Origin of the sequence: Paenibacillus sp. FSL R10-2771 (assembly GCF_038000205.1) — a bacterium.
Taxonomy (GTDB): Bacteria; Bacillota; Bacilli; order Paenibacillales; family Paenibacillaceae; genus Paenibacillus_AQ; species Paenibacillus_AQ phytohabitans.
Genome location: NZ_JBBOBM010000001.1, coordinates 5,999,674 through 6,023,948, shown reverse-complemented (window position 1 = coordinate 6,023,948; position 24,275 = coordinate 5,999,674). Strand labels below are relative to the sequence as shown.

Genomic DNA, 24,275 nt, shown 5'->3' with positions numbered 1-24,275 from the left:
CTGCGCATAATACCTTTAACGGAAAGGCGCTGTCAATGTGTTATTTAACGATCCGGGGATTTATGAAATATTTCATGAAAGTGATGGATATCTCATTGACGTTTAATTTTTCCCCATGCTATTATACGGCCAATTCATTTAAATCCGATAGAATAACTCTTTATTTAATATTTCGGAGACAATGTGTTACGTCCAGAAGGGGGAGAACATATGGGAGAGTGGTCGAGACAGGAGCGTTTTGCGGCCTTGCTGTCAGGGGAGCGGGCCGATCGGCCGATTGTTAGCGGCTGGCGCCATTTCGTAGACCGGGAGAGTAATGCCGGTGATCTTGCAGACAGTACAGTAGCTTATACGAAGCAATTCGATTGGGACTGGGTTAAAATCAATCCGCGGGCTACGTATTATGCAGAGACATGGGGCAACACCTATGATTTCGCGGATTACCGTACGGTATTTCCCAAGCAGACCCGTGCGGTGATCCGGAAGCCGGAGGATGTCTGGAATATACAGGCGCAGCAGGCTGCAGCCGCAGCGCCGCTGGCCGAGCAGTTAGAGGCTGTAAGCCTTATACGCCAGGGCCTGCCGGATACTCCGCTGACCCAGACCATTTTCTCGCCGCTTACCGTGCTGCTGTTTCTGGCGGGCCAGTCGGCTTATGCCGGTGACACGGTTTATGGCAGCCGTGAGCCGGTGACCGTGGAAAGTCTGCTGGAGGAGCAGCGTGCAGGTGTACATCAAGCGCTGAAGGCCATCGCCCTGACGCTGGCGGATTATGTGCAGGAGCTGGGAAAACGGGGGCTGGACGGGATTTTTTATGCGGTGACCGGCACTGCTCATCCGGGGGTTTTTGATGATGCGGCGTTTCAGGAGCTGTCCCGGCCGTATGATGAGATGGTGCTGGAAGCCGCCGGTTATGGCAAAAGGATTCTGCATACTTGCGGTGCCTATTCGCAGCCGGAAAGGTTCAATAATTATCCCATTGAGGGCATCAGCTGGGATACCGCAGCACCGGGTAACCCCGGTTTGCATGCAGAGCTGAGGCCGACGAAGGTGGGGGGAGTGGATCATGCCTTATTCGCAGCACATGATCCCGGGCGCATCCGTGCACAGGCTGAATTCGCCCTGCGCCTTATGGCGGACGAGCCGTTCCTGCTTGCACCCAATTGCGCGATCCCGATTACCGTGGAAGATCGTTCGTTACAGGCATTACGTGATTCTATTCCGCATGAGTCACATATGAAAAGGGGTTCAAATAATGAAAAATATCGTGAAGTTTAAGAAATTGGCAGCTGTGGTTCTGGTGGGGATGTCGGTCGTGCTGGGAGCCTGCGGGAACAAAACGGCTACCGGAGAAGAGAAGAAGGATATCGTTGTCGGCTTTGGCGTGGGCACCTATGAAGAACAGTTCCGGCTTGGTATTGTGCCGATTCTGGAGAAGGAAGGGTACAAGGTGGAGATCAAAACCTTCTCCCAGAACATGCAGGTCAATCCGGCGATGAAGGAAGGCTCCATTGACGCAAGCATCTTCCAGAGTACGGCTTACATGGAAGGCATCAACGCGGAACTGGATGCGGATATGGCTGTGCTGAACTTCGTGCCGAGCGCACCGCAGGGACTCTATTCCGAGAAGCATCAATCGCTTGATGAAGTGAAGGACGGCTCTGTGATTGCCCTGCCGAATGATCCGGTTAACCAGGAGCGTGCGGTAAGAATTCTGGAGGATCTCGGCTGGGTGAAGGTCAAGGCGGATGCCGGGACCACAGACTTCAACCTCAGCAGTGTGGAGCCGGACAAATACGATCTGAAGCTGGAGTCGCTGGATTCGGCGCAGATTCTGGTCTCGCTGGCCGATGTGGATTACGGCGTGGTGAACGGCAACTATATCGCCAATGCCAAGCGGCAGATTACCGAAGCGCTCCAGATTGAGAACACGCCTGAGCAGCACCGGGTAACCGTAACGGTGAACAAGGGCGATTTGGATACCCAGTGGGCCAAGGATCTGAAGGCAGCGTATGAATCGCAGGAGTTCGAGGATTACATCAACGCCCAGGATAAATACGACGGCTTCATCCTTCCGGATGCCTGGGAGAAGAACTGATATGGCAGCGGGCAGAATTCATTTCATCGGCGGCGGGCAAATGGCGGAAGCGATCATCCGGGCCGTTGTTGGCAATGGTACTTATAAGGCTGAGCAGATCAGCGTGGCAGACATTCATGAAGAACGGACGGCTTATCTGAATACTGCCTATGGCGTGCGGGCAGCCGGAGAGTCTCAGGAGGCGGAGCTTGCCGGAGCGGAGCTGATCATTATTGCCGTCCGGCCTCAGGATGATCTTGCAGCTGTTGGCGCGGCCATCTCCAGCTATGCGTCAAGCGGAGCGGCGGTCCTGTCCATTGTCGCCGGAGTGACCATCGATAGGCTGGCTGGTTATGTTGGAGCGGAACGCCCGATTATCCGGGTGATCCCGAATACGCTGACCGATACCGGACTCGGCTACAGCGGGGCAGCTCTGAACGCTTTCGCTGGTAAGGAGCAGGTGGAGGAGTTCCTGAACGGGTTCGGCAAGGTGCAGTATCTGGAGGAAGCGTTGATTGATATCTTTACCGGGTACGGGGTGGCCGGGCCGAATTATGTCTATTATTTCATCGAGTCCCTGGCCGATGCCGGAGTGCTGGCAGGATTGCCGCGCGAACAAGCCTGGACGACGGCGCTGGAGAATGTAGAGGGGGCCGTAGCCATGCTTCGGCACAGCGGACTGCATCCCCGGCAGCTGCTGGACATCAACAACTCTCCGGGCGGAGTTGGCATTCACGCGCTGTATGAGCTGAACAACAGCGGCTTCGCAGCCGGACTTCAGCGCAGTGTCAAGGCTGCTGTGAAACGCACAACGGAGCTGGGGCAGGTGAAGTCATGAGCGTGCTGCAGTGGGATCATACCGTGCATTATGTCAATGATCTTGAACAGGCCATCGGAGCCTTCAGGGACAATGGCCTGGCCGCTTCCTACGGCGGATCGCATAAGCTGTGGGGGACTCATAACGCGCTAAGCTATTTCGGGCTGAACTACATCGAATTCCTGGCGATTGAGGACCGGGAATTAGCGGCAAGTCTGGATACCCCTAATCTGGTAGTGAAGGATGCCGTGAATCTGCTGCCTGATCATGAAGGGTTCAGCAGGGTAGCGATCCGCACCGATGATATTGAAGCAACCGCATCAGCGCTGGAGAAGCAGGGCCTGAAGCTGTCACCCATACTTGATGGCAGACGGCTGAATGCACAGGGACAGTGGATTGAATGGCGCATGCTGACTATCGGCGGCCATTACCAGGGTCTGGTCTATCCCTTCATAATCGAGTGGAAGGGAACCGATGCCCTGCGGGAAGAGGAGCTGACGGCAGCGGGAATTATCGTTCCCCATCCGGCAGGAGAAGTGACGGTCCGCCGTGCTGTATTCTCCGTACCTGATCCGGCAGCGGCGGCGGCTCACTGGGGAGAAATCTTCGGCTTGGCGGAAGTCCAGGCCGGTTCATCTGCAACCCCCGGCGATAGCGTTTCACTGGCGGTTGGCGATAAGGTATTTGAATTCCGGCGCGGGGAAGACCGGCAGATGACCCGGCTGCTGCTAAGCGGCGATGCTCCGGGACTGGCGGGCCGTACGCTCACTATTGCTCAAGGCGAGTATGTGTTTACAGCCGAGTAATGACGAATTGCAAGCCCGTTGCCTGCGTGTGTTGCCGGCAGCGGGCTTTTTGTTGCCGGGAAGCGGTCTATGTGCGGTAATGAATTACGGCTGGTGTGTTCTTCAGCAATCGCTTAGAATAAGTCTGAACTATACCCATAACAGAAAGAAGCGATACACTTGAAGTTTTGTCTCGAATGTGGAAGCCGTCTGGTCCTGAAGGAATGTAACGGAGAAGGGGAGGTACCCTACTGTGAGTCCTGTGCCGCGTTCCGGTTCCCGGTGTTCAGCACGGCAATGAGTACAGCGGTGCTGAACAGGGAGCTGGATAGAATCCTGCTCATCCAGCAGTATAACCGCAAGGATTATATCCTGCTGGCCGGTTACGTGAATAAAGGGGAGAACGCCGAGGCAGCGCTGATCCGCGAAGTGCAGGAAGAAGCAGGGCTTGAGATCATCGCTTATGAATACATGCGCAGCCAGTATTTCGCCCCTTCCAATACGCTGATGCTTAATTTCATCAGTGTGGCTGACACGGAGGACTTAAGCGCAATGAGCGCTGAGCTGGATCATGCGGCATGGTTCACGCTGGATGAAGCTGCGGACGCCATACTGAAGGGCAGTCTCGCGGAGAGCTTCCTGCTGACGATCATCGGTAAGCTAAGACAAGGACGGACCTTGGAGAGCTTCACAGCGGCCTCACGTTAAGCATGATTTCAGGCTGAGACGATATTGCGGATTCTCTCGTGCACCTGCTGCGCCTCCAGAAAGGCTGCGGAGTACTGAAGATCTGTTTTTCGGGCCGGCAGCAGCCGGGGCAGGAAGGGAATCGATACGACAGGCGTATCCGCGTTATTAAAATAGATTTTTAGCGTCAGCTCGCTGATCTCTTCGGCATTGCTTACGGCTTGGACAGCTTCTGCGAACCCGGGGGTGGCGGCTACACTTGGGCGGATTCTCGGCGCACTGGTCGTAATCCGGCTGGTCTTGCTGACTTTGCTGAGCGTTAAGGCATTCTCGACGATCTCCGCTCCCAGAATGGTATCGAACGTGTAGATAGTGGCTGTAGCCGGCTCCTGCCTGCCGGGATGGAGCAGACCGATGGCCATAGTCTGGCCCGCCTCATCCAAGGCGATCAGATGGGATTCGTCAGGTGTGATGAACCGCTGGGGAAACTTAAGATTGAATGCGGACAAGGCATGGATGGCCTCTTTCCGGCCGGGTGCTTGGGGATGGGACCGTATGAACTGAAGCACCGCAGCTGACAGCAGGAGCGAAACGCCAAGCACAGCAAACATGTACATCAGAATAATAAGCACTGAACCGCCTCCTAAAAGGTAACTATTTAATAGATATGCGGGGAGTACGTGAACAAATACATAGACCGGGCCTGCCGGGATCATATATTATTTGGGTATTCTGCAAGGCGGGGAATAATTCAGAGATTCCAGGGGGATTCCAGGCATGATTGTTGATACACTTAGCCATTTGCTCAAAGATGAGGCTGCACACGGAGAGAAGATCCAGAGGGGGCTGCAGTTTCTGCGCGATACCGATTTCACCGGGCAAGCGGCCGGACGCCATGAGGTCAATGATGAGATGTTCTATTTCATCAACGAATATCAGACCAAGGATGCCGGAGAATGCTTCTGGGAAGCGCACCGTGTGAATCTCGATCTGCATTATATTCTGGAAGGTACAGAGCGGATCGGCTATGCTGCGGTTGAGCAGCTTGATGTGAGAGATGACTACAGCGCAGAGAAGGATGCGATCTTCTTCACCGGTGCAGTAGAATCTACGGTAACTGCAGGGCCGGGTGCTCTTGTCGTGTGTTATCCGCAGGACGGACATATGACAGGGATTGAAGCAGGCAAGCCCGAGGCTGTGCGGAAGGTAGTTTTGAAGATTAAGCTATAGTCCTTAGGACAAGGAGCAACGGCTATGCTGACCCTCAGGGACGGTGTAGCCGTTTCTGGTTAAGCTGCAGGAACAACGCTTCCCGTTGTCAAAAGAAAGTAAAGTTGTAGACTGACGATGCTTTTATTAAGCTTTCGGGCAGGATTGTTAGACCAAATGCGGTGAAGAGGACAAGTAGATCTGTGAGCAGATGAAAGGGTGATATTTCAATGCAATTCAAGTTGTATACGGATGTGCATGAGTTTTACCGTGATACCTATGATGTCCTGATGCGTCATGAAGCACAAAATTTGATTCCTCTTGGCAATATCATCATTGGGCATGAAGGAAAAGACAAAACAGACTGGCGTGACCCTGTAAATTGGGTAATGGCAACTATTTCGGATGCTAAGGGCATACAACTTACCGCCATAATGACACCGCCACACAATATTACGCTTTATGCAACAGACAACATCATTAACCCGGAAGCTATAAACTGTCTGATAGACGGGTTGAAGGACCGTGAAATTCCAGGTGTGACAACCGAAAAAAACCTGGCAGAGTATTTTGCCAAAGAATATGCCTTGCGCAAGGGAATAACCTGTAATACAACCATGAGCCAGCGTATATATGAACTTACGGCAGTAAACCCGGACATTCAAAAGGTTGGTACCGTTCGATTGCTGAATGAAAAGGATATTCACTTTTTCCCATACTGGGCTGAAGCATTTTATGCAGCGGGGAGTTATGGCCAAACAGAAATGTCCATCCCGCAAGAGGCAGACCCTTACCTCTACCGGATAGCATCGAAAAAAATCTATATTTTAGAAGACAACGGGATACCCGTTTCTATGGCTGGATATACAAGGGAAATGCAGACGGCTATTGGCGTGGCATTTGTATATACCCCTCCATATGAGCGCGGCAAGGGTTACGCTACTTCAATTGTGGCGCAAATAAGCCAGCTTGCCTTGGATAAAGGGTTTACGAAGTGCGTCTTATATACGGACTTAGCAAATCCCATATCTAATAGCATCTATCAAAAGATAGGCTATATACCAATTTGTGATTCGCTCCAGTTAAAATTTGATTAGTAGAATGAGGCGTGCATATGCAGAAAAGAAACGGCGGCGCATCATGGTGATGTACCGCCGTTTTTTCGTGAACCGGAATAGTACAACAGGTGCAAGCCGGTACCTTCGCCAGAAGTGGAGCCTCTAAGCGTTATGTAGGATTTCGAGCGGAGCTTTCACATCCTGGTGTGTTCCAGAGATCATGTTGATCCAGGCAGTATACAAACGTCCAAGGCCCGAAAGCAGTAACGGCAGCATCAGCAGCAGTACAAATCCCATTCCGCATACGATCCAGGAGCGTTCGTCCGGTGTTGTATCAGACAGGAACACGAAGACGTCCGGGTCCAGCATATTCTGGTCATAGGAGAATACGGAAGAACTGACTCTCTGGACTACAGGCGACAGGAGGGCACTAATGGCAACCGAGGGCAGGGCAAGAGCAAGGGTGAATCCCAGAATGCCAGCGGGCAGCTGCAGTATGCTGTACAGGATTCCCCGGTACGACTGGCCTTGGCGAAGGTGGTTTCCTAATGTCCGCAGACCTTCCCAGCGGAAGGCAGCCGGATGGTCTGGCATAATATGCTGCGAGGCTCCCCCTTTACCGTGAGACCAGGCTTCGGCAGCCTTCTGTTCACTGATCATCATCGTGCGGCACCAGGTTAGTGTCAGGGCCAGCAGAGGCAGCCCAACCCATATAATTACCAGAGGCAGACTTACACATAGGCCTGTAATGGCAATAACAAAAGCGATTATTCCTTTGGGCAAAGAAAGCATGAGCATTTTCCACGCGTTTATACTTCGTCGTAACATCAGGGCAACCCCTCTCCAAATTTTACCTTCTTCAGTATAAAGGTTAAATCCATACAATACACGCACCCGGAGGCGGGAATAATACTGGTCTTTGGTCTAGTGCAGCTCTCCTTTACTTTAAGTTGGCATGGGCAGGCGTATTTCTCTAAAATGAATATAGAGTACGCAATGATCAATATCCCGGACAAGGAGCCGCGCTTATGAATATCTATCTGGAAATTCCGGATGTGGACAAGCATTTTCCGTTTCGCAGCCTGGTCTGCGGAGGAGATGATCTGACCTATCCGCATTGGCATAAAGAAATCGAGATTATCTATGTAACCAAAGGAAGTCTGAATCTGGGAATCAATGATGTGCCGATCCGCATGGAGCAGGGGGAAGTGCAGTTCATCAACGGCGGAGATGTGCATTATTTCCTGGCGTCACCTGACAGTGAGCGGGTAGTGATACAGTTTGATCTGAATTTCTTTCAGGAGGTTGCAGCACTGGGAGGCAATGACTATCCGCTGCGGGATATGTTCACGGAGATGGAATTCTCCAGTTCAAAGTGGCCGAAAGGGGCTGCCGCCAGTATGATGGCTCTGATTGAGAGCATTTATGAGGAGGATACACAGCGCCGGGAAGGCTACGCTTATCTGATTAAGGCCAGGATGTTTGAAATGCTGACGGTTATTATGCGGGAGGTGCCGAAGAGCAGGGTCAAGAAGCAGCCCAAGTTCTCGGAAGACACATTGTCCCAGTCCAGAGAGACGCTGGAGCGGCTGGAGCGGATCTTCAGCTATGTAGAGCAGCATTATCAGGAAGCGATTACACTGAATGAGGTGGCCGGATACATGGGCTTCAGCCCGTATTATTTCACCAAGCTGTTCAAGAAGAATACGGGTATGACCTTTGTCGCTTTTTTGACGGAGTACCGGCTGAATAAGGCCAAGTGGATTCTGCTCAACGAAGACCTGCCGATGTCAGCGGTAGCGGAAGCGGCCGGGTTCGGCAGCGGGAAGACCTTTCACCATTTATTCAAGGAAGCTACGGGGATCTCTCCGCTTAAATACCGCAAGACAATATCCGGGAATAATTGAGCAAGAATGCAGGAAGAAAGCCTGCTTGCAGATTTGTATGATAGAGGTATAAAAAGTAGTCAAAAACTAAACTTAACCGTAAAATTCATCTTTGAAACAGGAGAGTGTCCATAGTGACCAGAGTAACCGTATGGAATGAATACCGCCATGAGCGGCAGGAAGAACGAATCCGCCAGGTCTATCCGAATGGCATACATGTACAGCTGGCCTCTTTTCTGAGCGCAGCGGGACTGGATACAAGAACGGCAACGCTGGACGAGCCGGAGCATGGTCTGACAGAAGAAGTGCTGAATAACACTGATGTACTGGTATGGTGGGGGCATGTTGCCCATCAGGAAGTGAGTGACGAGGTAGTGAACCGGATTCATAAGCGCGTGCTGGAGGGGATGGGGCTGGTGGTGCTGCATTCAGGCCACATGTCCAAAATCTTCATCAAGCTCATGGGCACAAGCTGTGATCTGAAATGGCGCGAAGCCGGGGAGAAAGAACGCCTCTGGGTGATGGAGCCAAGCCATCCGATTGCCGCTGGCATCGGCGAATATATTGACCTGGAGCAGGAAGAGATGTACGGGGCGCACTTTGACGTGCCTGCACCGGAGAGCCTGATCTTTGTCGGCTGGTTCGAAGGCGGCAATGTGTTTCCAAGCGGATCAACGTACCGGCGCGGCAGCGGGAATATTTTCTATTTCCAGCCCGGCCACGAGTCCTATCCAACCTATTACAACAAGGAAATTCAGCAGGTTATCATCAACGGCGTGAACTGGTGTGCTCCGGTCAAGCGTGATGTTCCGGTGTACGGCCATTCCGAGGCACTGGAGCCGATTAGAAGCACAGTAGGCGTATAACCTATAGTCTTGCAGTCGATGAAAAAGTTACCCGCCAGACCTAACGGTCTGGCGGTTTTTTGTGCTGACGCGCTAACAGATGGGTTACGCTGTAGAATCCTGCAGAAAATACAACAATTTCTTCAGGATAGCGGCTCTAATCCAGGATTGTTGTACGAAAGGCAACATTTTCTCTCCTGAAAGCGGCCAAGCGGGGGAATTCTTGTATTTCGTACAACAATCCTTAGGAATCCTCCATTATTGGGAGGTTCGAGTTGCAATACGTACAACATTTTCATTTTGAGGCCGGCCTTCACAAGCCGCATGCCTTTCACCGCTGGCCGACACCATCCTCCGCCACATCTATCATTAGCTGGACTGCTTCCGCTATAAGCTCAGCGCTAGGTTCCCGCACTCCCGCACGTCTCCGGTTAGCCATGACCAACCTTACGCTTGTGGCAGATAAACTAACAATGTTGAATTTAAACCAATTAAGTTGCGGCATATATATGTTAGATATAAATGCTTGTATATCAAGGGTTTGGCTATTCTGCCAAGTCTGGAGTGAGAGGATGTTAAATATTCACTTCGTTATTTTCCATGCAGCAGTCTGCAGAATCCTTTATACTGAATAAAATTTAACGGACCAGGAGGAGAGGCTGATGATGCGGCGGTGGAACAACTTAACATACCAGAGCAAGCTGATGCTCGCCTTCTTCATGCTTGGGATTATCCCGTCGATTGTGATCGGCACGATGGCATATTTCAAATCGGTCAGCACGCTGGAGTCGCGGGTGAACGCCGATCTCGGCGTCATTGCCGGACAGCTGAATGCGGCGATCCAGCGCCAGGTGGAGGATGTGGACCGTTTCAGTACTTTTCCTTATTTCACACCGGAAATCTTTCAAATATTGAACCAGCCTTACGTGCCCCGCGACCAGTGGGGTTACCGCGAGATTGAAACCCAGCAGCAGTTCGCCAAGCTGCTCGTGACTTACCCTTCGATTTTCTCCACGATTCAGGGTCTGGTATTCTACAGCACCAAAGGCAATATCTACGGCTACAGGGTTAGCGACCGCTCCTCCATTAATGAAGCCGTAAGTCCGGTAGACGAGGAATGGTATAAGGAGACCCTCAAGCGAAGCGGAGGCGTATTCATCTCCGGACTGCGGCTGGAGCGGCAGTTCAACAGTGCTCCGTTCCCCACAATTACCGCTTCCCGCGTGCTGCTTAATGATGATTTCACTCCGGCCGGAGTAGTAGCCGTGGATATCCGTCCTGACTTCATGGACAAGATTGTCCGCTCCTTCCAGCTGGAGAGCATGCATGTGATTGTGGCCGATGAGAAGGGGAAGCTGATCTATTCCACACAGACCGGAGACAACGAGCGGTTTCTCCGCGCAGCGGCAGTGCAATCCTCGCACAGCGGGACAAGCCGCGGCCTGATCAATCTGCCCGATCTGGGCGGCGGGATGGCAGCGGCGACCGGTGTATATGCGCACAGTGAGTATTTGGGCTGGACAAGCTATCTCATGATTGACCGGGAAGAACTGCTTGGCGATGCGAATGTGATCCGCAACTTCACCGTGGTGCTGGTGCTGATCTTCAGTGTGGCGGCTGCGGTCTTGTCGCTCTTGCTGGCCAGGAACCTCTCAAGGCCGATCCGCAGCCTGATCTCTTCCATGCGCGACGTAGAGCGGGGACTGTTCATCACTCCGGCGGCCCTGCCGGTCCAGGGCGAAATCGGCCAGCTGCATCTCAGCTATGTCACGATGGTGCGGCGGCTTGATGTGCTGGTCCAGTCGATTGAAGAGAAGGAGCGGCAGAAGCGGGAGGCCGAGCTGTATGCGCTTAGAGCGAGAATCGCTCCCCACTTCCTGTATAACACGATCAATTCCATCCGCATGCTGGCCGTGCTGCAGCAGTCGGAAGGCATCGCCCGGCTGCTGCAGTCACTGAACAAGCTGCTGCATGCCAATATGAAGCTGGACAGCGAACTGGTGCCGCTGTCTGCGGAGCTGGAGCTGCTGCATCATTATGTGCGGCTGATGGAGCTGCGCTACACGAACCGCTTCAAGGTGGAGTGGCAGATTGAAGAGAATATCGGGCAGGCGATGGTCCCGCCGATGATTCTGCAGCCGCTGATGGAGAATGCGATCTTTCACGGCTCCTTCGATATCGAAGGCCCGCTGCTGATTGAGGTGGGTGCCCGGATAACAGGGAACGGCGGGGAAGAGCTGCTGATCACCATCACGGACAACGGGCACGGTATACCGCAGGATACACTGGAGGTGCTCAACGGCGAGAGAGAGCAGGGCCCAGCCCCTGATGGGGACGGCAACGCGGGTTCAAGCATCGGTGTAGCCAACGTCCGTGACCGTATCCGGCTTAGGTTCGGACCGCCGTATACCTTGACGCTGAAGAGTGGTCCGGGCCAGGGAACCCGGGCAGAATTATATTTGCCTTATCAACCGGAAGACGGAGATACGTCCCGGCCGCGAATGGAGGAATGAAGCATGTGGAATTTGCTTGTAGTGGAGGATGAGACCATTGTGCGGCTGGGGCTGCGCTATATGCTGAATTGGGATGAGCTTGCCATTGCCTGGAAAGCCGAGGCTGCGAACGGGCATGAGGCGCTTAAGGTGCTGGCCCGGGAGGAGATTCACATTGTGATGACGGATATCCGCATGCCGGGCATGGATGGCCTGGAGCTGGCGCGCAGAATCAAGGAACAGTACCCCAGTGTGCAGATTATCTTCTTCAGCAGCTTTGAGGACTTTCCTTATGTAAAAGAAGCTGTCCGCATCGGAGTCGTTGATTATTTGCATAAGCCGACGATGGCGGCCGAGGAGATTGCAGCGGCGCTGCTCAAAGCAGCGGGGACCCTGGAGCAGCTTCATCAGGCGGCAGTGCCGCAGGTGCCGGGATACAGCGATAAGGACCGGGATCTATTCCTGCAGTCGATGCTTGAGACACAGGCCCCCCTGGAGAATTGGCTGGAGCAGTGGCAGCAGTATGGACTGGAGTCCCTGTATGGAGCGGGCTACCGGCTGGCTATTCTGCGCATGGCCGAGAACGAAGAAATTGAACCGCAGGCGGCGCTGGCCCGCTTTATGTCGTTCCGTTATTATCTGGAGGAATATACTTCCCGGGAATGGGGCGGGATATTGCTCAGCCGGGAGAACAAGGAGCTGGTCTGGCTGCTGCCGCAGAAGGCGTCCGTTGACGAAGCAGGAGCCGGTGCGATGCAGGGTTATCTGGATCAGCTGGAACAAGGGTTGTACAAAATGCTGGGCATCCGCATGGCGTATACCTGCAGCGGACTTCACCGGACAGCGGCGGAGCTGCCGGAGGCCTATAGAAGTGCGGCGGAGCGTGAGCCGGTGAGCGGCGGGAAGCTGAGCGGAATTATCCGGCTGGCAACGGCTTATATCGATGAGCATTTGCTGGAGGATGTGACGCTGGCGCGGACCGCAGAGGCGATTCATGTCAGCGTCAGCCATCTGAGCCGCCAGTTTCTTAAGGAGACCGGACAGCATTTCAATGAATATATGACCGCCAAAAAAATGCTCCTGGCCCGCAAGCTGCTGCGCGAGAGCAACCGGAAGGTGTACGAGGTGGCTGAGGAGCTGGGGTATGCCAACCCGCATTATTTCAGCAAGCTGTTCAAAGATGACACAGGTCTGACACCACTGGAATTCCGCAATCAGTGAGTAAAGAGCAAATATTTGACGGAAACCGCAATTCTCGTCTAGTTGGAGGATCAGTCATCCGGCAGAGCGGTCAAGATAAGCAATTAATAGCTATAAAGCAGCAGATCAACCTGGTAGTTAACCTGACACAAACAGAGTACGATTAACTCATGAAACAAACATAATGTCAGGGAGGCTAACACATGAGAAGAAAAGGCGGGTTCTGGTGGTTGTCGGTATTATGTCTTGGGTTGTTGGTCATTCTTGCAGGCTGCGGCAGTAATAATGCGGCATCAAACGGTAATTCCGGAGCGGCTGCTACAAGCGGTTCCGCTGCAGAAGGGGATGCTGAGAAAGAGCCGGTGGTGCTGAAGCTGACCACATGGAACCCGATCAGCCAGACGGTGGTTGATAAATTCCAGGAGAAATATCCCTACATCACGATAGAGCACGACAAGGTATACGATCAATTCCGGGAAATCATCCGTACACGGATTGTCTCCAAGTCCGATATGGACATGCTGTGGCTGTTCCCGAATCAGGTGGCCGAATTCTCCAAAGAGAATGTCCTGATGGACATCTCCGGCAGCCCTTGGCTGGATAATTATCTTGAAGCTGCGGTGAAGCTGGGCACAGTGGACGGTAAAACCTACGGCGTTCCCTATAACAGCCAGCCGATCGTAATGTTCTATAATAAAACGCTGTTCGACCAGCTGGGGCTTGCGATTCCGACCAATTGGGAAGAGCTGATGGCGGTGAGCGAGACCATCAAAGCCAGCGGCACCGCACCGATGGTCATCGGAAGCAAGGACGGCTGGGCGACCCAGTTCATCACCACTTCACAGTTCGGACTGTATCAGCATGACAATGCAGACGTATTCCCGCAGCTGGCCAGCGGAGACAAAAAGTGGACCGATCCTGAGTTCACCGGCTACTTCGACGGCATGAAGGAGCTGGCGGATAAAGGTTATCTGCTGGAGAACTCCGTCGGCCTCAGCTATGACCAGGTGGCGCAGGTATTCAAAGAAGGCAAAGCCGCTATGTGGCCGATGGGCGAATGGGGCTACAGCGAGAACTTTGATGCAGACTTCTCCGCCTTTGAACTCAGTGCCTTCCCGATTCCGGTCAACCGCGGCGATCAGCCGCTCGTAACGAATCTGGTGTCCGACAACCTGCTGGTTGGCGTATCCTGGAGCAAGCATCAGGAAGAAATCAAGCTGTTCATGGAATTCGTGGCCGAGCCGGAAATGGCTAAAATCTGGTCCGATGAAACGAAGCAGGCGGTAACGGTAAAAGGCGGCACTTCCGAAACCTCCAGCCCGCTGGCCGCTTCCCTCCAGCCGCTGATTGACGCCAGCGAAGCCCAGATTTTCCCGAGCATGACCTCGTCCATCGAGCCGGTAATGTTCCCGATCTTCCAGCAGATTCTGCTGAAACAGGACGTGGACACCACCAAGCTGCTGGAGCAAATGCAAACAGCTCAAGATAAAGACATATAGAACATATAAGACAAACAAAACTATAAAGATTGGGTTTGAAAAGTATACCTTTTAGGGAGAGTGGCGGAAGAGAAGTTTGGAACTGTAGGAGCGGTAGCGTCCGCCTTTATGTTTGGATTTCTACCGCGATCAGCGGTCCAAATCAGGAAATCCAAACATAACAGCGGCCGGAGGTCCAAACATTCTCTGCAGTCACGGCTGAACCTAAATGGGAGGAGTTTCAGGCACAATCTTTATAGAACACACACAACACAAGAGAATAAGCGAAAGCTCAGATCAAGGACAACCCTGTCTTTCGCTTAGGTTTCTTTTTTTTTACCCAAATTTGGGGTGAGGGATGGAGGCAGAAGATGAAATTCATGAATTTTCGCAATTACCTGCTGTTTATCGCGCCGGCGCTCCTGATCTACCTGCTGTTTTTTGCCGGACCGATCTTCAGCGGCTTGTACTACGGCTTCACCGACTGGAACGGCTTCTCATTCAAGGCCGACTGGGTCGGGCTGGAGAATTTCCGCGAAGCCTTCCGTGATCCGCTGCTCCTGACGGCGCTGAAGAATATGGCGATTCTCTCCGTTGTAGTCATCGTGCTGCAGCATAGCGCATCAATTCTGCTGGCCGTACTGCTCGACCAGAAGCTTAAGGGCATTGTGTGGATGCGGGCGATTATCTTTTTCCCGGTTATCTTGAACACCGTTGTAATCGGCTATGTGTGGAGCTACATGTATGCGCCGATGGTCGGATTTTTGCCGAAGTTTTTTGCCGCAATCGGGCTGAAGGGTCTGGCGCAGCTGGACTGGCTCGGTGATCCTTCCCTGGCAATCTACGCGATTGCACTCGTCATGGTCTGGCAGTACACAGGCTACTCAATGATGATCTACTTGGCTGGACTACAATCCGTTTCGGGTGAAATATATGAAGCCTCAAGCATTGACGGCGCGGGGCCGTGGAATAAATTCTGGAAAGTTACACTGCCTCTGCTGATTCCTTCGGTCATTGTGAACACAGTGCTGTCGGTGATCGGCTGTATGAAAATGTTCGAGCATGTCTTCATCATGACGCAAGGCGGACCGGCCAATTCCACGCAGACATTCGGGATTATGATCTATCAATATGCCTTCAAAACCTCGCAAATGGGCTACGGCACCGCGATGGCGATGATCCTGTCCGTGATGATTCTGGTTGTAACCTTTGTGCAGATGAAGCTGCTCAGCCGTCTGGAGGTGGCGAATTGACGACTACATTACAGAAAACCTCTATTTACACCGTGCTGATTATCGCGCTCATTATTGTACTCGTTCCGATGGCGGTCATGATCTCGGTTTCGCTGCAGACACCGTCAACGATCAATCCGCTCAGCCTGCCCAAAGACCCGCAGTGGAGCAATTATACCGAAGCGTTCCGCACCGGCAATCTGCTGCCGTATTTCGGGAACAGCGTTCTGGTGCTGGTGATGACAACCGCTGCCGCCATCGGCGTCTCGGTGCTGGCCGCTTACGGTCTGCATCATGGCAAAAGATATAAATCGGACGCGATGTCGACCTTCTTCCTGATGGGGCTGATCCTTCCGGCCTTCTCCGGCACGATTCCGGCGTTCCTGGTGCTGCGGGAGATCCATCTGCTCAACACGCATGTCGGGCTGTCGCTGATCCAGATTGCTTCCGGGCTGGCCCTGCCGATCTTCCTCTATGTGAATTTCTTCAAGACCGTGCCAAGTGAAATTGAGGAGGCGGCGCTGGTGGACGGGTGCGGACCTTGGCGGACCTTCCTGAAAATTATTTTTCCGCTGACGCTGCCGATTACGGCGACCTGTATTATCGTGGTGGCGATCAACTCGTGGAATGACTTTTTCAATCCGCTGGTCTATCTGTCTTCGCCGGATATGCGTACGCTGCCCGTGGGCCTCATGGCCTTCAAAAGCCAATACAACACCAACTGGCCGCAGATGTTCGCCGGTGCTGCACTTGTGGCCCTGCCGATCATCATTCTCTACCTGTTCGTCCAGCGCTTCATTATTAAAGGTCTGGTGGGCGGGGCGGTTAAGGGCTAGGAGGCTGGATGGCTAAGGTGCAAGAATGAGAGAATGTTAAGAGGGCAGCCGTGTGATACGCGAAAATGATATGCAGGGAGGGTGAGCGAGGTTATGGGAAAAGGTTCAGGGAGTCTCATTCCCTATCAGGGTCTGGTCGTATCCTGCCAGGCGCTGGAGGACGAGCCGCTGTTCGGAAGCCATCATATGGTGGCGATGGCGATGGCGGCGAAGGAAGCGGGGGCGGCCGGTATCCGTGCCGGAGGGCTGGCGGATATCCGGGCGATTAAGGATGCCGCCGGCTTGCCGTTGATCGGACTGGTCAAAATACAGCATGAAGGCAGTGAGGTCTACATTACGCCGACGCTTGAGGATGCACTTGCCGTCTATGCGGCCGGGGCCGATATTGTGGCCATCGATGGTACCGGACGGCTCCGGCCGGACGGGCGCACGCTGGAGGCGACCCTTGCCGCGCTGAAGACTGCGGGGATACCGGTGATGGCCGATATTTCGACCTTCGAAGAAGGGGTGCAGGCGGCCGGATGGGGCGCGGATTACATCTCGACTACGCTATGCGGTTATACCGCAGAGACGCTGGGAACTCCGCTGCCGAATCTGGATCTGCTGGAACGGCTGTCCGCTGTCCTGGAGGTGCCGGTAGTCGCCGAAGGCGGGATATCCGAGCCGGCGCAGGCGGCTGCGGCGCTGGAGCTGGGTGCGGACTTCGTCGTCGTGGGCTCGGCGATTACCCGTCCGCAGTGGATAGCCGCCCGTTATGTGAAGGCGATGAAAGAGAAGGCGGGCGGCGCAACAACGGAGGCCGAAGGATGAGCCGCTATTATATCGGGGCCGATATCGGCGGAACCTTCATTAAGGCGGCAGTGGTGGACGGGCAAGGGGAGATTGTTGCCCGCCGCAGTACCGCTACGCCTGTGAACGAGGGGGCAGCAGGGATTCTCGCTGCGCTGAAGAAGATTATTGCAGAGCTTGTGTGCTGCGGATACGGGCTCGGCGGCATTGGCATAGGCACCGCCGGGCGGGTAGAACCGGCTGAAGGCGTAGTCCTCTATGCGACGGAGAATTTGCCGGGCTGGACCGGCATGCGCCTGGCGGAAGCAGTGGAGGAGGAGTTCCCGCTGCCTGTGTCGGTTGGCAACGATGCCAATGCAGCCGCTCTTGGCGAAGGCTGGCGCGGGGCGGCTGCGGGGCTGGAGCATTATGTAATGCTGACGCTGGGTACAGGTGTCGGCGGAGCTGTTATTCATAATGCTGAGGCTATCTCAGGCAGACAGGGCGGGGCCGGGGAGATCGGGCACATGGTGCTCCATCCCGGAGGAATTCCCTGCAGCTGCGGGCAGCGGGGCTGCGCCGAGCATTATCTGTCCGGCAAGGCGCTCAGCCGGCTGGCCGCAGAAGCGGCGGAGGGCTGGGACGGCCGCAGACTGCTGGCAGAATTCGCCGCAGGCAGCGCCACAGCGGCTGCACCCATGAAGAGATATATGCACGACCTGAGCCTGGCCGTGCATAATATCCAGTCTTTCATGGACCCGGAGGCGATTATTCTTGGCGGCGGAGTCGCGGAATCCCATGCCTTATGGTGGGATGCCTGGATGAGCGGGCTTGCCGCCGTGTCACCGCTGTCCATTAAGGTGCTTCCTGCCGAGCTTGGCAATGATGCCGGAATGATCGGCGCGGCACGGATGATTATGAACAAGGAAGGGAAGTAGAGTGAACTATGCTGTTAGAGGTTATAGCCACGACAGTAAGTGATGCAGTTACCGCTGAACGTTATGGAGCGGACCGGATAGAGCTGATTACCGGAATCCGTGAAGGCGGATTAACACCCAGCCTTGGGCTGATTGAAGCGGTGCGGGAGGCAGTCAGCATTCCCGTAAGAGTAATGGTACGGCCGCATGCGCGTTCCTTCCGGTATGACCCATCAGACGCGGAAACGATGCTGCGCGATATCCGGCATATTGCCGGAGTGGGCGGATTGTCCCTGGTCACGGGCATGCTCCGCAGTGACGGGACCGTGGACGAAGAATTGCTGGTCCGGCTGCTTGATGCTGCGGCCGGGATGGAGGTAACGTATCACCGGGCTTTTGATGAGGTGCGGGATCAGCTTGAGGCGCTTGAAGTCTTGAAGCGGTATCCGCAGATTACGGATATATTGACCTCCGGCGGCAGCGATAAGGCTACTTCCGCTGAGGGTATGGCGAGGATTGCCGTATTGGAACGGCTGTCCGCCGGTTCTTCGCTCTCCATCCTTGCAGGCAGCGGCTTGAATGCTGCAGGCCTGAAGGATTTCATCTCCCGGACGGCTGTCCGCCGGGTGCATTTCGGTTCGGCTGTCCGGGAGGACGGCGATCCGCTGAGGCCGGTTGACCCCGGGCGGCTGGAAGCCGTCCGCAAGATTCTCAAACCATAGAAGAGGTGAGTTCCTTGTCAAAACCATCGCTGCATGAGCTGCGCAGACAGAAGAAGCTGGAGATCAAGGATACTGTAGAGAACGGCCCGTTTAGAGCTGAGTGGAAGTCTCTGGAGGAGTACTCCGTTCCCCGCTGGTACGAGGATGCGAAGTTTGGGATTTTCATTCATTGGGGTGTGTATTCTGTTCCCGCCTTCGGGACAGAGTGGTATGCGCGCAATATGTACAGGGAAGGCACAGAGGTGTATGAGCATCATCTGAAGACCTATGGCCCGCCGGACACATTCGGCTATAAGGATTTCATTCCCCAGTTCACGGCGGAGAAATTCGATGCCGAGGAGTGGGCTGCCCTGTTCAAGCGCGCCGGTGCCGCGTTCGTAGTGCCGGTTGCCGAGCATCATGACGGCTTCGCCATGTATGACTGCCCTTATTCGGAGTGGACCGCTGCCAGGATGGGTCCGCGCAGAGACATTATCGGCGAGCTTGGCGCAGCCGTGCGGCGGCATTATATGACCTTCGGCGTCTCCAGCCACCGTGCGGAGAATTGGTGGTACTACAACGGAGGCCGCGAGCTGCCTTCAGATGTGCAGGACCCGAAATACGCGGAATTGTACGGTCCGGCGCAGTCTTGCTACGGTGATCCGGCGTATCCGCTGCCGATTCTGCCGCCGAATGAGGAGTTTCTGGACGACTGGCTGGTCCGCACCTGCGACCTGATCGACCGTTACGGCCCGCAGCTGGTCTATTTCGACTGGTGGATCGAGCAGCCGGTCTTCAAGCCTTATCTGCAAAAGCTCGCCGCCTACTATTACAACAAGGCTGCCGAATGGGGCCAGGGGGCAGTCATAAACTATAAATTTGATGCTTTTGCCGAAGGAACCGCCGTCTATGATATGGAGCGGGGCCAGCTGGCCGATATTAATCCGGAGGTCTGGCAGACCTGCACCTCGGTAGGTGAAACCGCCTGGTGCCATATTGCCGACCACAAATATAAGACCTCGGGAGTTATACTCGGCGACCTGGTCGATATAGTCAGCAAAAACGGCGTCATGCTGCTGAATGTCGGGCCGCGTGCGGACGGGACCATTCCTGAAGAAGAGCAGCAGCTGCTGCTGGAGGTAGGGGACTGGCTGGCGGTAAACGGGGAAGCGATCTACGGAACGCGGCCCTGGAAGGTATATGGCGAAGGGCCGACCCAGATCGTCAGCGGAACATTTAACGATACGAAGCGCAGCCCGTTCACCCCGCAGGATATCCGCTTCACCGCCAGAGGCGGGGAGCTGCTCTATGCGGCGGTTATGGGCTGGCCCGAGGGCGGAACGACAGTGATCGAGACCTTGGGCATCCGCTCCAAGCAGCTTGCCGGAGAGATTCTGCAGGTGGAGCTGCTGGGCTGGAAGGGGGAGCTGAAATGGAGCCGGGCCGGAGAAGGCCTGATTGTAGAACTGCCCTCTGACATGCGCGGCCGGGGCATTCTGGTATTGAAGATCAAGTATTCTACTCCTGAAGCGGCGAAATAGACATTTGAGCTGTAAAGGAGCGGGCGCAGGAGTTACGGGACTGCTCCGGGTGAATCCGGCAAGCTTCATATTCCGGCCAAGCTCCGGGGCTCCGGTATGTCCGAAACCAGCTCTAAACAAGCTCCAAAATGGCTCTAAACCAGCTCTAAACCAGCTCTAAATGGCTCCAAACCAGCTCCAAACCAGCTGCAACAAGCTGCAACAAGCTCCAAACTGGCTCCAAGCCACTCCGGACTAACCTCACAGCCGGCTGATCGTATTTTGTACAACAGAATCGGGGTTTTAAGGGTCTGCAAAGGCATTCTAATGTATTTACTGCAACAGAATTTAGGGATCGTCCCTAATTGTGGCTGAAAGGAAGAAATCTATTGTACGAACTCTGCCGAGGTACGAATTCAGGCGATCTAGGGCAGCTCCTGGTGTAGCGTCAATTTATTTAGTGAAAACCATTTTGGTAAATCGCTTGCTAATGGCCTGAGATGATCCGATTACGGTATATGCCTAGGTGTGTGCGGTAAGCGATGTGCATAAGTGCACTTTGTACAACTAAATCGTCTGATATACACCCAATTATCCGTTTAGTTGTATTTCGTGCAATTAAATAGCTGTTTGTAGATTGTTTTCACTCATTTGGGTAATTTTAGTTGTACAGATTGCACTTATATGAGGCAAGCCTCTCTTTTCGCTGTTTTTAATTGCACATTATACAACTATCACTGAATTTCCATTTGGAACGGAATACAGCAGTTACTGCATTGTTAAATGGACTCACTTCTTTAGTTATGGATATTGTACCAGGTTCCAGTCACTCTGAATTCCCGAACCCGCCTACCCGCCTGCTCCCCCCAGCAGCCTGGGCAGCAGAGTCAGCAGCCGCTCGCGGGTCAGGGCATCGCCGGAATTCCATTTGGCGCCGTCGAGCATATAGACGCGGCCCTCCTGTACGGCGGGCAGGCTGTTCCACAGCGGCGTCAGCAGCAGCTGCTCCATGGCTTCCCGCGAGTCTTCGCGCTCCGGGATGAGCATGAAGACGCGGTCCCCCGCGTAGCTGTGCAGCTTCGCCGGATCAACCTCGCCGAAGCCAAGCCCCTGGTCCAGCAGGCCCTTAATCTCTGCCGTCGGCTGCAGGCCGCCGGGAGCATACAGGGCCGTGGACAGTCCGGTCATCGCCATAGCGAACAGGCGGTTGCCATGGTCGTAGACCAGCGCGGAGGCGGTTTCTCCCGGCTGGAGCCCCTCTGCGTACAGACGCTGCCACATGGCAGCGTTTTTGGCGTGGTAGGCCTCCAGCCAGGCTTCCGCTTCGCGCTGCCTGCCGAGCCACCCGCCAAGTATCCGCAGCCGATGCTCAAGCGGCGCGAACGAATCGAAGGTGAGGGTCGGGGCGATACCGGAGACGCGCGTATAGGCGCGCTCGTCCGAATTCGCGATAATAATCAGGTCAGGGCTGATCAGCCGGGTCAGCTGCGGGTCCAGCGGGAAGCCGACATTGGCCAGATTCTTGACCCGGTGCTTATAGACGCTGTTCCGGGCGAAGGCCTCATCGCCTCCGGCAGGCTTGACTCCCAGCGCCAGCAAATCTCCCAGTGTCTCCCCGTGGTAGACAATCCGCTTCGGCCGCTCCGGAATTTCCACTTCATGCCCCGTCCAATCCTTGACGGTAACTTTGCGCTGCTGGGCCTGGGCATACTGCCCGGGCGTGACTCCCGTCTTCTGCCGGAAGCGGCGGCTGAAGTAATATTCATCGGAGAAGCCGACCAGCCGGGCGATTTCGCGCAACGGCTCGGCCGATTCCAGCAGATAGTTCTTGGAGTGCCCGATGCGCAGATCGGTCAGATAATCGAGCGGCCGCTTGCCGGTCAGCTTCTGGAAGATTGGGGTGTATTGCCAGGGAGAGACCTGTGCCAGCTCCGCAAGCTGCTTCACCGTAATGCTCTCCATATAATGATCCTGCAGGAATTGGATCGTACTCTCCACGGATTGCGCGGGACTGGGCAGCTGGCGGGTGGAGTAATTATGTTCAAACAGCAGGAGCAGCAGCTCCTGGAACTGCAGCTGCTGTCTGAAATACTGGAGCTCGTCCCCGCTGCCCTGGTTCGCAAGCAGCTCTTCCGCGAGCCGGATCACCCGGGTGAAAGGGTGGACGATTAGCTCTTTCCGGCCAGGCAGCAATTCAGCTGTATGGGAAGCAGGGGAATCTCCAGCCGTAATAGCGGCAAAGGATATCAAATAATAGTATAGTGTCATTTCCGCGTTATCCGTACTGTAGGAAGTTCCGGGGGACAGCAGACAACACTTGTCTGCATGTACTGAAAGGGCCGGCTGCTCCCCGATACAGAGTTCACCGCGGCCTCCGGTAAAGATCAGAAGTGTATGCTGACCGGCAGTCTGCACAGCGGACACAGTGTCGGCACTCTGGATTACCAGCTCAATGCCCTTCAGCTGAAACAGCAGGGAGCGGAGCGGAACCGCCGGCAGGGCCGGAGCCGCTGCAAGTGCGGGGGCAGGGGGGAGTCCCGGGTTCAGGGCATTCTGTCTCAAGGCTCAGCACTCCTTTCAGGGCAGTTGAATTTATATGTATATTGAGAACGATTATCAATAAACCTCATTGTATATAAAATAAAGCAGCTTATCAACATTAGTTGATAAGCTGCTTTTAATATTCGTCCTATCTGCATGCGTAATCGTTACTTATTCAGCATGGCGGGGATTTCACCCAGCAGCCATTCTCTGGTGGCGGCATCACTGGAGGTTTTCATGATGTCCTGTGTATAGACATAGCCGTTCTTAACAGCCGGCAGGCTTTTCCAGACTGCACTCTCCAGCAGCTTGTCGGTCGATGCCTTGGCTTCGTCAGCTACCGGCGTCAGAAGGAAAATACGGTCCCCTGCGTATTCCTGGATAACCTCCATCGAAATCTCCTGGAAGCCCATGTCGGCGTCAAGCACCTTTTGGATCGCCGGAGTAGGCTTGAATCCGTTCTCCCCATACAGTACCTGCGACAGGCCGGTTGTAGCCATTACAAACAGTCTGTCGCCCGGATAGTAAGTGAAGACTGCGGCGGTTTCGCCTTCCTTCATGCCTGAAGCTTTAAGCTGGGCCCACATGGCGTCTTCCTGCGTCTGGTACTGGGCCAGCCAGGCTTCTGCTTCTGCCGTCTTGCCCAGGATACCGCCGATTTCCTGCATCCGTTCCTTCAGCGGGGCGAAGGTATCGAAGATAATGGTTGGAGCGATTTTGGACAAGGCATCGAAATCAGCCTCTTCAATTCCGGCATAGATGATCAGATCCGGCTGAAGCTCAAGCGTCTTCTCCAGGTTGATCGGGAAGCCGACATCTTCTACCCCGGTCAGCTTGTCCTTGAACACCTGGCCTTCAGCCATGGAGAGCGGATAGCCGATGGCCTGTACGCCCAGGGCAATCAGATCGCCGTAAGTTTCCCCGGAGTAGATGATCCGCTGCGGGTTCACAGGAATCTCAACCGTATGGCCTTTGTAATCGGTGTAAGAGCGTGTTGTAGCTGCCGGTTCTGCAGTAGCTTCTGCGGTTGGAGCGGCGGTTGCAGCGGTATTGCCGGCAGCAGTGTTAGCCGCAGCGTTGCCTTCATCATTCTTGGTGCTGCTGCAGGCGAGCAGTAAGGTGCTCATCAGGAAGATGATGCACAGGATTGCGAAAGGTTGTCTTGCCTTGTTCATTGTAAGTATGCCTCCCATGTGTATATCGATTACCAATAATGATAATCATTC

At 54.4% G+C, this 24,275-nt stretch carries 22 protein-coding genes; 18 read left to right on the top strand and 4 right to left on the bottom strand.

Translation table 11 applies throughout. The features are described from left to right. Positions 1–210: 210 nt before the first annotated feature. The 5 genes from NSU14_RS25990 to NSU14_RS25970 all read left to right on the top strand — a co-directional run bounded on the left by NSU14_RS25990 (position 211) and on the right by NSU14_RS25970 (position 4,387). Complete coding sequence (locus tag NSU14_RS25990; RefSeq protein ID WP_042134132.1) at positions 211–1,278, top strand: uroporphyrinogen decarboxylase family protein; 1,068 nt, start codon at positions 211–213, stop codon at positions 1,276–1,278. Then, positions 1,256–2,098 (top strand): MetQ/NlpA family ABC transporter substrate-binding protein, encoded by an 843-nt coding sequence (locus NSU14_RS25985; protein WP_042134134.1) that lies wholly within the window; start codon positions 1,256–1,258, stop codon positions 2,096–2,098. The genes NSU14_RS25990 and NSU14_RS25985 overlap by 23 nt, the downstream gene beginning before the upstream one ends. A 1-nt stretch (position 2,099) precedes the next feature. Further along, the gene (proC, locus tag NSU14_RS25980; RefSeq protein ID WP_076242313.1) at positions 2,100–2,915 is read left to right on the top strand and encodes a pyrroline-5-carboxylate reductase; all 816 of its coding nucleotides are present in this window, start codon (positions 2,100–2,102) and stop codon (positions 2,913–2,915) included. Then, positions 2,912–3,700, top strand: coding sequence for a VOC family protein (locus NSU14_RS25975; protein ID WP_076242314.1), 789 nt, complete (start codon positions 2,912–2,914; stop codon positions 3,698–3,700). Before proC ends, NSU14_RS25975 begins: the two co-directional genes overlap by 4 nt. Positions 3,701–3,859: 159 nt before the next feature. Then, a complete protein-coding gene (locus NSU14_RS25970; protein WP_042134141.1) occupies positions 3,860–4,387 on the top strand; it encodes an NAD(+) diphosphatase in 528 nt (175 codons plus the stop codon). Between the two features lie 8 nt (positions 4,388–4,395). Here the strand turns inward: NSU14_RS25970 and NSU14_RS25965 are convergent, their stop codons facing one another. After that, positions 4,396–4,998, bottom strand: coding sequence for a hypothetical protein (locus NSU14_RS25965; RefSeq protein WP_042134142.1), 603 nt, complete (start codon positions 4,996–4,998; stop codon positions 4,396–4,398). A gap of 145 nt (positions 4,999–5,143) precedes the next feature. Here NSU14_RS25965 and NSU14_RS25960 point away from each other — a divergent pair, with 145 nt between their 5' ends. Together NSU14_RS25960 and NSU14_RS25955 are read left to right on the top strand one after the other, a co-directional pair. Further along, positions 5,144–5,596: a YhcH/YjgK/YiaL family protein gene (locus tag NSU14_RS25960; RefSeq protein WP_340947755.1), complete on the top strand. Its 453-nt coding sequence runs from the start codon at positions 5,144–5,146 to the stop codon at positions 5,594–5,596. A 221-nt stretch (positions 5,597–5,817) separates the two neighbouring features. Beyond that, positions 5,818–6,672: a GNAT family N-acetyltransferase gene (locus NSU14_RS25955; RefSeq protein ID WP_340947754.1), complete on the top strand. Its 855-nt coding sequence runs from the start codon at positions 5,818–5,820 to the stop codon at positions 6,670–6,672. A gap of 123 nt (positions 6,673–6,795) precedes the next feature. On the opposite strand, the gene NSU14_RS25950 is transcribed toward NSU14_RS25955, so the two are convergent. Continuing rightward, a complete protein-coding gene (locus NSU14_RS25950; RefSeq protein ID WP_340947753.1) occupies positions 6,796–7,416 on the bottom strand; it encodes a sensor domain-containing protein in 621 nt (206 codons plus the stop codon). Between the two features lie 245 nt (positions 7,417–7,661). Here NSU14_RS25950 and NSU14_RS25945 point away from each other — a divergent pair, with 245 nt between their 5' ends. From NSU14_RS25945 to NSU14_RS25895, 11 genes are all read left to right on the top strand, one after another. Next, positions 7,662–8,540: an AraC family transcriptional regulator gene (locus NSU14_RS25945; RefSeq protein ID WP_076242317.1), complete on the top strand. Its 879-nt coding sequence runs from the start codon at positions 7,662–7,664 to the stop codon at positions 8,538–8,540. A 113-nt stretch (positions 8,541–8,653) separates the two neighbouring features. Further along, positions 8,654–9,385 carry a ThuA domain-containing protein gene (locus NSU14_RS25940; protein WP_039309665.1) on the top strand — a complete coding sequence of 244 codons (732 nt, stop codon included), beginning with the start codon at positions 8,654–8,656 and terminating at the stop codon, positions 9,383–9,385. 641 nt (positions 9,386–10,026) lie between these two features. Beyond that, complete coding sequence (locus NSU14_RS25935; protein ID WP_256703723.1) at positions 10,027–11,877, top strand: cache domain-containing sensor histidine kinase; 1,851 nt, start codon at positions 10,027–10,029, stop codon at positions 11,875–11,877. A 3-nt stretch (positions 11,878–11,880) separates the two neighbouring features. After that, positions 11,881–13,077 (top strand): response regulator, encoded by a 1,197-nt coding sequence (locus NSU14_RS25930; RefSeq protein ID WP_042134155.1) that lies wholly within the window; start codon positions 11,881–11,883, stop codon positions 13,075–13,077. A 182-nt stretch (positions 13,078–13,259) separates the two neighbouring features. Then, positions 13,260–14,555 carry an ABC transporter substrate-binding protein gene (locus NSU14_RS25925; protein ID WP_340947752.1) on the top strand — a complete coding sequence of 432 codons (1,296 nt, stop codon included), beginning with the start codon at positions 13,260–13,262 and terminating at the stop codon, positions 14,553–14,555. A gap of 359 nt (positions 14,556–14,914) precedes the next feature. After that, positions 14,915–15,787: a carbohydrate ABC transporter permease gene (locus tag NSU14_RS25920; RefSeq protein WP_340947751.1), complete on the top strand. Its 873-nt coding sequence runs from the start codon at positions 14,915–14,917 to the stop codon at positions 15,785–15,787. Next, positions 15,784–16,602, top strand: a complete 819-nt coding sequence (locus tag NSU14_RS25915; RefSeq protein WP_042134160.1) for a carbohydrate ABC transporter permease — start codon at positions 15,784–15,786, stop codon at positions 16,600–16,602. The genes NSU14_RS25920 and NSU14_RS25915 overlap by 4 nt, the downstream gene beginning before the upstream one ends. A gap of 93 nt (positions 16,603–16,695) precedes the next feature. Beyond that, complete coding sequence (locus NSU14_RS25910; RefSeq protein WP_042134161.1) at positions 16,696–17,412, top strand: N-acetylmannosamine-6-phosphate 2-epimerase; 717 nt, start codon at positions 16,696–16,698, stop codon at positions 17,410–17,412. Next, positions 17,409–18,308 (top strand): ROK family protein, encoded by a 900-nt coding sequence (locus tag NSU14_RS25905; protein WP_340947750.1) that lies wholly within the window; start codon positions 17,409–17,411, stop codon positions 18,306–18,308. The genes NSU14_RS25910 and NSU14_RS25905 overlap by 4 nt, the downstream gene beginning before the upstream one ends. Before the next feature lie 8 nt (positions 18,309–18,316). After that, complete coding sequence (locus tag NSU14_RS25900; RefSeq protein WP_076242320.1) at positions 18,317–19,009, top strand: copper homeostasis protein CutC; 693 nt, start codon at positions 18,317–18,319, stop codon at positions 19,007–19,009. A 14-nt stretch (positions 19,010–19,023) separates the two neighbouring features. Continuing rightward, positions 19,024–20,529, top strand: a complete 1,506-nt coding sequence (locus NSU14_RS25895; protein ID WP_445670065.1) for an alpha-L-fucosidase — start codon at positions 19,024–19,026, stop codon at positions 20,527–20,529. Between the two features lie 828 nt (positions 20,530–21,357). Here the strand turns inward: NSU14_RS25895 and NSU14_RS25890 are convergent. Next, positions 21,358–23,070, bottom strand: coding sequence for a helix-turn-helix domain-containing protein (locus NSU14_RS25890; protein WP_231575296.1), 1,713 nt, complete (start codon positions 23,068–23,070; stop codon positions 21,358–21,360). 146 nt (positions 23,071–23,216) lie between these two features. Beyond that, entirely contained in the window at positions 23,217–24,224 is a 1,008-nt protein-coding gene (locus NSU14_RS25885; protein WP_340947748.1) for an ABC transporter substrate-binding protein, read from the bottom strand. Positions 24,225–24,275 lie beyond the last annotated feature (51 nt).